This is a genomic window from Spiroplasma endosymbiont of Asaphidion curtum (genome assembly GCF_964031085.1).
GTDB lineage: Bacteria > Bacillota_I > Bacilli_A > Mycoplasmatales > Nriv7 > Nriv7.
This window is the reverse complement of sequence record NZ_OZ035001.1, coordinates 1,059,055-1,070,759: the sequence shown is the minus strand read 5'-3', so window position 1 is coordinate 1,070,759 and position 11,705 is coordinate 1,059,055. Positions and strand designations below refer to the sequence as shown.

Sequence of the window (11,705 nt, the reverse complement as noted above, 5' to 3'; positions counted from 1 at the left end):
AATTCTTTATTTTCTAATGTCATTATTTTACTATAAAATTATTTATTATTCATTAGACTTGGTACATAACTATAACTAGCTTAATTCAAAATTATATATTTCTGAAATTAAGTTAAATCGTAATCCGAATCTTCTAATCTTATTGCGATAACGATAAACTAGTATTTTAAATCTTTTTAATCTAGCAAAAACATGTTCAATGGCAATTCTAACTTTACTTAAAAAGCTATTATATTCCTTTTTATCTGGATTTAAAGGATTATTTTTACTCTTTTTAATTGGCAATAATGTATTTTTATGAACATTTTGCAAACCTTGATATCCTGAATCAGCAATTAATTCTAATTTTGGATTTATAAGTGTATTTGATTTTAAAAATAACTTATAATCATGAATACTGCCATAACAAAAATCTACTGAAATAATTTTATTGTTAAATAAATCAATAATTGCTGAATTATACTTGTAAGTGCAAGTAAATAAAATTGCAAAAAATCTCATATAAAAATTTCATGATGCTAAGTTTATTTTAGAAAAAACAAAGCAAGGAGTTTTTATATGGGTTACAAACATCTTGGCATATATGAAAGAATTTATATTGAGAATCAATTGAAGTTTAAAGTAAAAATTAGTGAAATAGCTAAAAATCTTAATCGAAGTATTAGTACTATTATTCGAGAAGTCAATAGAAATAAAGATAGTAATCATTATTTTTCATTAATTGCACAAAATAAAGCAGAAAACAGAAAACAATCACATGTTTATTTTCATAAGTTTAAAAATAGAGAATTAGTAAAATATGTACAACAAAAATTACTATTAGGTTGATCGCCTGAACAAATTTATGGCAGAATTAAAAATTTTCATAAAGAATGAATTATTAGTTTTAAAACAATTTACAATTGAATTTATTCTGGATTACTTGAAAAAGTTACTAATAAAAATTTAAGAAGAAAAGGTAAGAAACGAAAATCTCAAGAAAATCGCGGTAAATTTAATGGTAAATCAATTAAAGAACGAAATATTAATGTTAATAATCGTATAACTGTTGGTCATTGAGAAGGTGATACTGTAGTATCATCACGAGGTAAAAGTAAATCATGTTTAATAACTTTAGTTGAAAGAACATCAAGATTTACTTTAGCAATGTTAGTTGAAAATAGAACTACTAAAGTTGTTAACGAAAACATTAGCCATTATTTATCAATTCTTCCAAATAATCTTGTTAAGACTATAACATTTGATAGGGGTAAAGAATTTTCTAATTGACAACAACTTGAAAAAAATTTAAATGTGAAAATTTATTTTGCTAATGCGTATTCGCCTTGACAAAGAGGTACTAATGAAAATACTAATGGTTTAATTAGAGAAAAATTTCCTAAAAAATTTAATTTTTCAAATACTACTAAAAATGCAGTTCATAAATTTATATTGTCTTTAAACCAAAGACCAAGAAAAATACTAAATTATCTTTCACCAATCGAATATTTGGTTAGAAAAATAATTTAGTTGCACTTAACTTTACAATTTGGCAATAAAAAAATTGGATTAGAACAAAAAATTTGAGCGTCTAAATCTGCAGTTGAATCTGTTAGAACTGATTTAGTCGGTGATAATTGACTTTGTGTTAATATTGCATATTAAAAGATTAGAAAATTAAGGAGAAAATAAAGATGAGTATATTTGGATTAGTATTTTTTACGATTTTAACATTATTACTAGCATATTATATTGCAGTTAATATTTATCGGTTTTTTAAAGATAAAAAGAAATATGGTAGTGAAGCAAAACAGTTGCCAAAAGATTTTACTTATTCACAACGAATATTTATTGCAAAGTTTAAGCGAAATTTATTAGAACAAGATGAAAAAGAAATTAAAAAGTAGGTTTAGAAAATGTTTAAAAAAATAATTATTGAGTTAATTGAATTAATTTATCCAACTGCCGATTTACCACCCCAAGTTGTATTTTTGTTTTCAATTTTAATAATTGTAATGCTCTTCTCGGCCATTATTTTTCTACTTTTTTGACCTTTTAAGCGGTAATTATTATGTTTTTAGTTGCTTGAAAAGATTTAGATTGAGAAATGACAAAATTGTATTTTTGAGATTTATTTATTCAAATTAAAGTTATTCCGGCGTGAGTTTCTGGCAAAGAAATTGATTTGACCAAAGAACTACTTTGACTTTTAATAGCAAACATTGCTTTTTGAATGGTATTAGTATTCATTATCTTATTTATGGTTATTTTATTTTATAAGGTTAAATCATATTTTGTTTAGAAAGGGGGTGATTATATGTTTAGAACTTTTCTTGATGCAATAACGCCACCGGTAGCAATTACTGGTGAACAAGCGGTTACTAACTTATGAAAAGCATTAATTAAAGCATTTGGTAATATTTGAACTGATATTATTGGTGGTAATATGCCAAATGTTGTTAATTTCTTTGCTACATATTGAGTTTTCTTGTTTGGCGTGATTATTGGTTTATTTTTAATCGCTTTCAAAATGTTTGAAAAATTAATGCCCGGCAGATAGATAGTAATAAAAATAAATAAAGTGTGATTTAAGTGATGCTATTGTTTAAAAAAATAAATTTAAGATTATATGATTTTGTCGCTTTAAATCGCACTTTATTTATTATTGCGTGATTTTATGGTGCGATTTTACATTATTATAATCCTCAAAGTTGACGAATGTTATTTGATATTATTTATTTATTAATTGCTTTGTATATTTTATATACTAAAATTTCTCATTTCTTTGCTCGTCGTAGTTTTATTAATTTCTTATTAAATTCACCTTTAAATTTAGTAATTGGTGCTTTAGGAACTGGAAAAACCGCTTTAATGGTTTTAGCTTCTTACTTATTAAGTGGTTGAAAAACGATTTCTACTTTTCCGATTACGGATAAACAAATGCTTTCATTAGGGCATATGTCACTTTTAGATTATAATTATCCAATTTTAGATGAAAAACATTTACTGTTATGAGATGAAACTAATTTATTTTTAGAAGGAACTGATTATAAAGAAAATGATAGAGTAACCCAAGGTTTACAAGAATATTTCGCTTCGGCTCGGCAATTTACCCATATCGTATTAGCAAGCGGACAACGAGCTGAACATATATGAGTTAAAGTTCGTGATATTGCGAATTCAATAGACTTCTTGCATTACTTATTAAAATAATTACAAATTATTTGTAAATAAAAAATACTATATAGTAATTTCTAACTTTTATTAGGTTAATACTTATGGATTTTATTAAATGTGTAAATTTTGACACAACAAAAAATTATTTTATTATTTAAATTTAATTTTAAATAAATATTTTATGTTATCTATAATTGCAAATTATAAATTGAAGCAATTAAATTAAATCTTAAACTAAATCGTTTTCTACGATTACGATATTTTTCAGTAATAATTTTAAATTTTTTAAGAATAGCAAAAATATTTTCAATAATAATTCTCATTTTTGAAATTAATTTATTATTATGTTTTTGTTCTTTATTTAAAGGGTTTTTCTTTGTTTTTTTCTTAGGTATTAGAACATTACTATGAATTTTTTGTATTCCTTGATAACCATTATCAACTATTAATTTAGTATTTTTTAAAATTGGGATTTTTGATTCTTTAAATAAACAAAAATCATGCTTTTTACCGAGAGAAAAATTTGTTGCAATAATTATTTTGCTTTCTTTTTCAATAATTACTTGTGTTTTAATAGTGTGTTTTTTCTTTTTTCCTGAATAAGATTGTTTTTGTCTTTTTTTGGGCGTTGAATGGGTGTTTCTGTAGCATCAATAATAATTGTTTTATCATTAAAATAATCATTTATTAATGCTTTTTTACCAGCAAGTTGTTGAAAATCAGGATGTTTGATTAAAATATCTTCAATTCACTTGATATTTCGATAACAACTAGCTTCACTAATATCAAAACTTTTACCAAGATGAAAATAAGTACGATATTCTCGTCAATATGATAAAGTCATCAATAATCTATTTTCTAATGATAATTTATTATTTTTACCACCTCTTTTAAACTTTTTTAACTCAGCTTCTTTTAAAATATTTAACATTTTATTAAAAGTACTTTGCTTTATTCCAGTTAATCGTAATAATTCTTTATCATTAATAAAATTAAATTTATCAAATTTCATAATCTTAAATTCCTTATAATTTCTATTTTAAATATATTTTATAGGAATTTTGTTTAATAAATAAGTAATGCAAGAAGTCTAATAATTGTTGGCATTAGAAAAAAACCGGTTAGTATTTTCCGACCCTATTTGCAAGTTATTTATGGCACTTTTAAATCGGTAAGCGAATACGAACAATGACGATTAACTTTGATTAATGCAAAAAATGATAAAAAAGGTCGCAAAATCAAGTATCGTAGCATTCCGGAATTAGATATTTATTTCTTTAAATTGAAAATTCCGATGTCAATTTTAAATCTTTACGATAATAAATATTTATCATTCTTGCGTGAATTAAGTAATCGTGCTTTGAATGATAATTATCAGCATAAATTTTGAAATGATAATGTAATGGATATTGAAGCATTAGAATATTTAAAAATGGAAAAATTCAGTAAGATACTTACTAAGTTAAAAAATAATCTAAAGAAGAAAAATAAGTAAAGGAGTTTAAAAAATGGAAAACTTAGAAAAAATGGCTAGTTTGATTGGCGATATGTTTTATAAAGTTTTTGATTTAATTTGAACTTTAACGATTCCGGGAACAGATATTCGTATTATTATTTTTCCACTAATTATGCTTGTGATAAATCTTGTGATTGGTGGCATTTTAGGTATTCATATTGAACGACCAAAAGTTGGTTTTCGTAAAAAATATCGAAAATCAGTTGCTGATTGAGGAGTCAATAAATAAGTTGGTAATTTTTACCACAGAAAAAGCGGTCAAATTACCACAGTTAGACAAAATAAAAATTTTAAATCGTGAAATCAAAGGAGTAAATAAATGTGTTTAAATTAATAATATTATTTATTCTTGTTGCTGTTTTTTCTATTTTTGCTTTAGGTGATTTTTTAGGTTTATGAGCCTATGTGCGTGAGGGTTTAGAATATTTTAATAAAGTTCTATCAAATAATATTAAAATTTTAGATTTGTTTAAACCAATGATAAGGTTATTTTCCCAACATCCGATTTTTCAAATTTTAGGAACAATTTGCATTTTATCAACAATATACCTTATTTTAAGAAGTTAAACAAAGAAGAAAGGACAAATATAGATATGTATAAAATTATCTCTTGGTTAGTTATTGTTTTTATTGGTTTAGTCCCTCTAGGTGCTTTCTTTGATACAAAACAACCACCAAAACCTAATATGGAACAATCCTTTATAAAACGACAAAAACGAGCCACTAATCCTAGTCAATGTGGAGATAGTTGCGAATTAGAGTTTGCTAGTGTTAAAAATAGTGGTTTAATTATAATTCCTAATGTAGATACTGGTGCTGTTTTGCTTGATTTTACCAAAAGTGATATTTTATTACCTGATTTTCCATTATCACAAAAACAATTTTATTTGTTTAGTTCAGAATTTACTAATCTCTATAACAAAAATGGTATTTATAAAAAAATAAATGGTTATCGTATTTATAATTTTACTTACGATGTTGATAGTTATTGACTCGAAGAAATTGTTAATGTAAAAATTTCATTTGAAAAAGTTTTAACTCTTTATCGTATAGTTTTATTCTCTGCCGATATGCCTCCTTTACCAGAAAAAGATAATAGACTTCTTGCATAACCTAGTTAATTGTTATCAAAATTATTTTAGATTTTAGAAAAATGTTTATTTTAAAGTGGTTAAATTTAAAATTTTTATTATTTTAATAGGTTATGCAAGAAGTCTAATGAACAACTATTACCGACTGCAATAACTAAAAAGGATGGTGAATATCAGTATAATCAGTTTCAAGATAAACTTGATTATTTAATGATACAACGCCGAGATTTTGATAAATTTAATTATAGTTATTTATATTGAGTGCCAATTTTTAATTTTTTTGACGATAATTTTAAATATATGAGTGAAATTTCAATTAAATTAAATGGTTTTAAACAAAATAGTAAATTTAGTTTAAGTCGCAAAAATTTATATCCTCCTGGTTTCATTGAAAAAGTTATTTTTAGAGAACTTTTATTTTCTAGTTTTGGTGATGTTATTACTATAAAAACTGAGCATGGTAGCATTGTGGGTAATAATGAGTTTTTAGAAAATGGTAAATCACTTTGAAAATCTGGCTCGCGAACAAGTTTTGGAGGAGATTTTATTAATACCTTTTTTGGACAAGTTAATTATTATGGTAATACATTCCATTTTTTACGCTATGATGATAAATTAAAATTTGATTTTAAAAATTTTATGCTTCATTATCAAAAACATTTAACTATTGATTTCATTAATGATTTATTTAATAAAATTTATAAAGTTTTAGGTGGTTTTTTCGTACAATTCTTTTATGCGAGTTTTGATACAGATGCCTCTACTTATGTAGAATTAGATTACAAAGGAATACAACAAATTCCTAAAAATGTTTTACAAATGGGCTTTTTCTATCGTTCCTTAATTACTTTTTATCCCAAACAGTATTTGATTAACTCTGGTTCAACAATCGAAAATAGTAAGAATATGATTTTTCGTTCTTATTTCTTTGTTAAAGATAAACAAATTGCCAATGGTTTTAACAGTGGTAAAAGTTCTTATCAAATAGATTTTAATGTATTAAAATCGTATGATAACCAATTATGAAACGCCACTAATAATAAACTGCATTTTTATAACGCTAAAGTCGATGTAATGTATGGGATTAATATTTTTACGCTGACTTTTCCACTATATAAAAAGAAAAATGAAAGTACTGAATATCATTATTCTTTATACGATTTTAACATTTTGAATTCAACAGCTTTTATTGGTGGCGGAATAAGCGGTAATATGAATGACTTAATTCCTACACCCAACTGTTCTTATTGAGGTTTATTTAGTGCCATATCTTGTGGCATTCAGCACGCTTCTGTTAGTATGTTGAATTGATTACTTGGTCTTTCGGGGATTAATCTTTTAATTCGCCCCCTTGCGGATATTGCCAAAACAACGATTAATTTTACGAAAACAGCATTTCCGGTGTTTGAAATTATTCCGGCATTTCAGATGTTATTCGAATTTGTGGTGCCCTTAGCAATTTTGCTAATGATATTAAAAAAGTTTTCTTAAATATTGCCATTATTTTTTATAATATAATTCCTTTGAAAGGAGGATTTTTCTTTATGCGAAAATTTTTATCAACTTTAAATTTAGTATGTGTAATGTTTGTTTCTGGGTGCAATAAAAATAGTAATGATTTTAAATCATACGATTTAGAGTTTGCTAGTGTTAAAAATAGTGGTTTAATTATAATTCCTAATGTAGATACTGGTGCTGTTTTGCTTGATTTTACCAAAAGTGATATTTTATTACCTGATTTTCCATTATCACAAAAACAATTTTATTTGTTTAGTTCAGAATTTACTAATCTCTATAACAAAAATGGTATTTATAAAAAAATAAATGGTTATCGTATTTATAATTTTACTTACGATGTTGATAGTTATTGACTCGAAGAAATTGTTAATGTAAAAATTTCATTTGAAAAAGTTTTAAGCCTTTATCGTATAGTTTTATTTTCTGCCAAGATGCCTAATAAAAATTAGTAATTTAATAAATATTTTTGAAAATCGTATTTTTTGTAATACGATTTTCTTAATTTAAGGAGTTTAAAAAATGAAATATATTATTTCCCAAGCTGATTTAGCAGATTTAAAAGCAAAAGTACAAAGTTGACTAAGTGCTAATTGCTGTAATCCTTATTACTATAAAACTAAAAAACGCATTACTTCCTATTTAAATTTATGCACTTATTTTTATATGGAAGAAACTACTTTAACAAAACTTATTAAAAAATATTTTAAGAATGCAACGAAAACCTTTTATCGTTGGGCAGAAAAAATTATGACCGCTTATTATTCTGACAATTTAGATTTGTTATTGTTTAAAACTACAAAGCCACAAAATCTTAATTATCAATATAGTTTAAATTCTCGTGAAAAAGTATGTGATTTATATTTTGATTACAAAAATCTTCAAGCCGACGGAATGTGGTCTTTATTTAACAATTTAAAAATCGGTTTTCACGATATTAAAAATTCAGAAGTTCCTAAAAATATCAAAACTTTTTATCGTTGAATTAAATCTGACCATCGTTGAAAAGAATTAAAACAACAAATAAAACAAACTAAACGCCATTTTAAGTGTTATGAAGTTTCCGATATCGGTCTTTTACAAATGGATGCCAAAATCGTTACTACATCAAATTTTCCGGTTGATAAAAAATATTACATTTATGATTTCATTGACGAAATGACACGCATAGTATTTGGTTATGTTTATGATAGTTTGGGAACTAATAATGCTATCAACGCTGTCCAAAGAGCAATGAAAGATTTTAGCGAACTTGGCATAACCATTAAACGCCTTCGCACTGATAATGCTCCAGAATTTACAACTACTAACTGAAGTAATAAAAAAGCATACAAAGTAAAAGAAAGGCCTTTTACAACCTTTCTTTCAAAGAACGGAATTGTTCACGAAACTACGCCGATTCGTTCACCACAATCAAATGGCAAAATTGAACGATTCCATCAACATTATACCAAATTATTTTATGCTAAGGATAAAAAATTATTTTAATTTTGTCGAAAACTCTTGATAAAATAAAAAGAATCATCAACTTGATAATTTTAAAATGCTTTTATGTAAAATTACTATTTTTACTTTAACTTTTTTATACGCCAAATTGTAAAGTTAAGTGCAACTAAATTATTTTTCTAACCAAATATTCGATTGGTGAAAGATAATTTAGTATTTTTCTTGGTCTTTGGTTTAAAGACAATATAAATTTATGAACTGCATTTTTAGTAGTATTTGAAAAATTAAATTTTTTAGGAAATTTTTCTCTAATTAAACCATTAGTATTTTCATTAGTACCTCTTTGTCAAGGCGAATACGCATTAGCAAAATAAATTTTCACATTTAAATTTTTTTCAAGTTGTTGTCAATTAGAAAATTCTTTACCCCTATCAAATGTTATAGTCTTAACAAGATTATTTGGAAGAATTGATAAATAATGGCTAATGTTTTCGTTAACAACTTTAGTAGTTCTATTTTCAACTAACATTGCTAAAGTAAATCTTGATGTTCTTTCAACTAAAGTTATTAAACATGATTTACTTTTACCTCGTGATGATACTACAGTATCACCTTCTCAATGACCAACAGTTATACGATTATTAACATTAATATTTCGTTCTTTAATTGATTTACCATTAAATTTACCGCGATTTTCTTGAGATTTTCGTTTCTTACCTTTTCTTCTTAAATTTTTATTAGTAACTTTTTCAAGTAATCCAGAATAAATTCAATTGTAAATTGTTTTAAAACTAATAATTCATTCTTTATGAAAATTTTTAATTCTGCCATAAATTTGTTCAGGCGATCAACCTAATAGTAATTTTTGTTGTACATATTTTACTAATTCTCTATTTTTAAACTTATGAAAATAAACATGTGATTGTTTTCTGTTTTCTGCTTTATTTTGTGCAATTAATGAAAAATAATGATTACTATCTTTATTTCTATTGACTTCTCGAATAATAGTACTAATACTTCGATTAAGATTTTTAGCTATTTCACTAATTTTTACTTTAAACTTCAATTGATTCTCAATATAAATTCTTTCATATATGCCAAGATGTTTGTAACCCATATAAAAACTCCTTGCTTTGTTTTTTCTAAAATAAACTTAGCATCATGAAATTTTTATATGAGATTTTTTGCAATTTTATTTACTTGCACTTACAAGTATAATTCAGCATACATTAAAATATAATACCGCTGTTTGTTGGTTTGGAGTTAAACCCTTATGTTGGTATTTTCATTTTCAGAGATTTAAATAATTTTGAATATTAGTAAAACCTAAACCATGATAATGAATTAAGGCTTCTTTAAGACTAGATTGTAATTTACTGATTTTATTTAAGTTACGATAACTAGCTTCAGGATTAATTGTTGTTTTAGTTACACATAAAGTAGAATTTGTTTGTTTTGCTACTAAAAAATATAATTTTTGCATATCAGAAGTAATAATTGAATTTTTGTTAATTAATTCTTTGTTCATATTTTCAATAACTCATTGTTTTTGTAAACGTTTGGTGTTTGTGGATTTAACATAAATATTGTTATTATTATCAATTGCCATTTGAATACAGCATTTAGTATTAGTTGTGAATGGGTCAAGGTGAATTCTTCGTGGATCAGTTTTATGTTTGAAATTTCCTTTATGGATTTCTTTAATAAAAGTTTCATCGATTTGGATTTTACCAGATAATTTTTTAAATTTTAATTGGGTATTTTCTAATTGTTTTGATTTCATTAATTTTTGACGATTATATCAAGCGGTTTTTAATGTAGTTTTAATAAAACGAGAAATTGTTTTACTAGATTGCCCCAGCAATGAAATTTGAATCAATAAATTTCATTGTTCATAATTTAAATGACTTCAATAAATAAAATGATTACGAAAAGCGTCAAAACTTGCACAGCAATTTTTACATAAATATTTTTGTTTTCCTTCTGAATTATGTCCATTTTTAACGCAATGGTAAGATTCACATTTAGGGCATTTAATACCTTGAGCTCTAAATTTTTGATCAATTTCATTTAAACGTTTTTGTTTTTTTATTAATTCTGCTTGTTGTTTGACTTTTTCATAAAATTCTAAAAATTGATCATCTGTTAAATTATTTACTAGTTCTTGAATTATTTTTTCCATAATTATTATCCACCTCTATCATATTAAAAATATACCTAAAATTAAGTATATTCAATAAATATCAAGAGTTTTCGACAAAATTAAAAAAAAATTAAATCAGAACGAACTCCAACATTATTTAAATAAATATTATTACTTTTACAACTTTGAACGCTGTCATTCATCTTTAAACAGTAAAACACCTTTTCAAAAATTGCAAAAATTTTTACTATTAGTTTCTTAAAATAAATGCACTGCCATTCGGTGATAATTCAATTTCTTAAAAATAATTCCGAGAATGCCTTTCTTAATTACTTCCAAATCCAAGGGGTATTTCAGGCTGTAATAGATGAAATGCTACCCACGCACCATTTCCATAATCATAAGAATTTAATCCTCATAAATTTAATGTTACTCATCCAGCAATTATAACCGCTACTGGTGCTAGTGGAGGGAATGCTTCTGCAATTTGTTGAGCTAGTTCAGTTATTGAATGCCCGCCTTCAATAAGGCTTTCAATTTCATTATGACTAAAATGTAGTCTGCAATAACCAAATCAATATCAATATGTTTCAAATCAAACTCCCGAATCTTTTAATTGATAACTATCAATTATTATTGGCTTATTGTAATTTTCTCTTTTATTTCTATTTAAATTTTCTAAATTATCAGCCTTTTGATAATTAATTTCATTTTTTGCTGGAGCTGGAGCGTTTCCAACAAGTCCCGCCATTCCGCTCCCTGCTATTGTTATTGTTCCTAAGATTCCTAGTAATTTTTTCATATTAATCAAATCCCTTTCGTGAATTTTTACTAATTA

The 11,705-nt window shown here is 25.0% G+C and carries 18 protein-coding genes; 13 read left to right on the top strand and 5 right to left on the bottom strand.

Annotated elements, in window-relative coordinates; genetic code table 4:
- Window positions 1–75: 75 nt before the first annotated feature.
- Window positions 76–501 carry a transposase family protein gene (locus AAHJ00_RS06420; RefSeq protein WP_342223511.1) on the bottom strand — a complete coding sequence of 142 codons (426 nt, stop codon included), beginning with the start codon at window positions 499–501 and terminating at the stop codon, window positions 76–78.
- Between the two features lie 57 nt (window positions 502–558).
- Here AAHJ00_RS06420 and AAHJ00_RS06415 point away from each other — a divergent pair, with 57 nt between their 5' ends.
- The 6 genes from AAHJ00_RS06415 to AAHJ00_RS06390 all read left to right on the top strand — a co-directional run bounded on the left by AAHJ00_RS06415 (window position 559) and on the right by AAHJ00_RS06390 (window position 3,192).
- Window positions 559–1,509: an IS30 family transposase gene (locus AAHJ00_RS06415; RefSeq protein WP_342223478.1), complete on the top strand. Its 951-nt coding sequence runs from the start codon at window positions 559–561 to the stop codon at window positions 1,507–1,509.
- Entirely contained in the window at window positions 1,510–1,644 is a 135-nt protein-coding gene (locus AAHJ00_RS06410) for a hypothetical protein (protein ID WP_342223848.1), read from the top strand.
- Window positions 1,645–1,673: 29 nt separating this feature from the next.
- Window positions 1,674–1,886: a hypothetical protein gene (locus AAHJ00_RS06405; RefSeq protein ID WP_215825617.1), complete on the top strand. Its 213-nt coding sequence runs from the start codon at window positions 1,674–1,676 to the stop codon at window positions 1,884–1,886.
- Window positions 1,887–2,050: 164 nt separating this feature from the next.
- Window positions 2,051–2,281, top strand: coding sequence for a hypothetical protein (locus AAHJ00_RS06400; protein ID WP_342223648.1), 231 nt, complete (start codon window positions 2,051–2,053; stop codon window positions 2,279–2,281).
- Window positions 2,282–2,296: 15 nt separating this feature from the next.
- Window positions 2,297–2,539 (top strand): hypothetical protein, encoded by a 243-nt coding sequence (locus AAHJ00_RS06395; protein ID WP_342223847.1) that lies wholly within the window; start codon window positions 2,297–2,299, stop codon window positions 2,537–2,539.
- 35 nt (window positions 2,540–2,574) lie between these two features.
- Entirely contained in the window at window positions 2,575–3,192 is a 618-nt protein-coding gene (locus AAHJ00_RS06390; protein WP_342223846.1) for a hypothetical protein, read from the top strand.
- A gap of 152 nt (window positions 3,193–3,344) precedes the next feature.
- Here AAHJ00_RS06390 and AAHJ00_RS06385 read toward each other — a convergent pair.
- A protein-coding gene (locus AAHJ00_RS06385; protein WP_342223477.1) for an IS5 family transposase occupies window positions 3,345–4,168 on the bottom strand; the annotation gives its coding sequence in 2 pieces (ribosomal slippage) (window positions 3,345–3,772 and window positions 3,772–4,168; 825 coding nt in all).
- A gap of 189 nt (window positions 4,169–4,357) precedes the next feature.
- Here AAHJ00_RS06385 and AAHJ00_RS06380 point away from each other — a divergent pair.
- The 7 genes from AAHJ00_RS06380 to AAHJ00_RS06350 all read left to right on the top strand — a co-directional run bounded on the left by AAHJ00_RS06380 (window position 4,358) and on the right by AAHJ00_RS06350 (window position 8,766).
- On the top strand, window positions 4,358–4,651 hold the full coding sequence (locus AAHJ00_RS06380; protein WP_342223845.1) for a hypothetical protein: 294 nt from the start codon (window positions 4,358–4,360) through the stop codon (window positions 4,649–4,651).
- A 13-nt stretch (window positions 4,652–4,664) separates the two neighbouring features.
- Window positions 4,665–4,901 (top strand): hypothetical protein, encoded by a 237-nt coding sequence (locus tag AAHJ00_RS06375; RefSeq protein WP_342223650.1) that lies wholly within the window; start codon window positions 4,665–4,667, stop codon window positions 4,899–4,901.
- Window positions 4,902–4,993: 92 nt separating this feature from the next.
- On the top strand, window positions 4,994–5,239 hold the full coding sequence (locus AAHJ00_RS06370; protein ID WP_342223844.1) for a hypothetical protein: 246 nt from the start codon (window positions 4,994–4,996) through the stop codon (window positions 5,237–5,239).
- 26 nt (window positions 5,240–5,265) lie between these two features.
- On the top strand, window positions 5,266–5,784 hold the full coding sequence (locus tag AAHJ00_RS06365; RefSeq protein WP_342223843.1) for a hypothetical protein: 519 nt from the start codon (window positions 5,266–5,268) through the stop codon (window positions 5,782–5,784).
- 189 nt (window positions 5,785–5,973) lie between these two features.
- Window positions 5,974–7,254, top strand: coding sequence for a hypothetical protein (locus AAHJ00_RS06360; RefSeq protein ID WP_342223842.1), 1,281 nt, complete (start codon window positions 5,974–5,976; stop codon window positions 7,252–7,254).
- A 53-nt stretch (window positions 7,255–7,307) separates the two neighbouring features.
- A complete protein-coding gene (locus AAHJ00_RS06355; RefSeq protein WP_342223653.1) occupies window positions 7,308–7,730 on the top strand; it encodes a hypothetical protein in 423 nt (140 codons plus the stop codon).
- A 70-nt stretch (window positions 7,731–7,800) separates the two neighbouring features.
- Window positions 7,801–8,766, top strand: coding sequence for a DDE-type integrase/transposase/recombinase (locus AAHJ00_RS06350; protein WP_342223841.1), 966 nt, complete (start codon window positions 7,801–7,803; stop codon window positions 8,764–8,766).
- Between the two features lie 124 nt (window positions 8,767–8,890).
- On the opposite strand, the gene AAHJ00_RS06345 is transcribed toward AAHJ00_RS06350, so the two are convergent.
- The 3 genes from AAHJ00_RS06345 to AAHJ00_RS06335 form a co-directional block, all read right to left on the bottom strand.
- The gene (locus tag AAHJ00_RS06345) at window positions 8,891–9,841 is read right to left on the bottom strand and encodes an IS30 family transposase (RefSeq protein ID WP_342223478.1); all 951 of its coding nucleotides are present in this window, start codon (window positions 9,839–9,841) and stop codon (window positions 8,891–8,893) included.
- A gap of 75 nt (window positions 9,842–9,916) precedes the next feature.
- Window positions 9,917–10,906 (bottom strand): IS1/IS1595 family N-terminal zinc-binding domain-containing protein, encoded by a 990-nt coding sequence (locus AAHJ00_RS06340; protein ID WP_342223840.1) that lies wholly within the window; start codon window positions 10,904–10,906, stop codon window positions 9,917–9,919.
- A 286-nt stretch (window positions 10,907–11,192) separates the two neighbouring features.
- On the bottom strand, window positions 11,193–11,618 hold the full coding sequence (locus AAHJ00_RS06335; RefSeq protein WP_342223839.1) for a hypothetical protein: 426 nt from the start codon (window positions 11,616–11,618) through the stop codon (window positions 11,193–11,195).
- Window positions 11,619–11,705 lie beyond the last annotated feature (87 nt).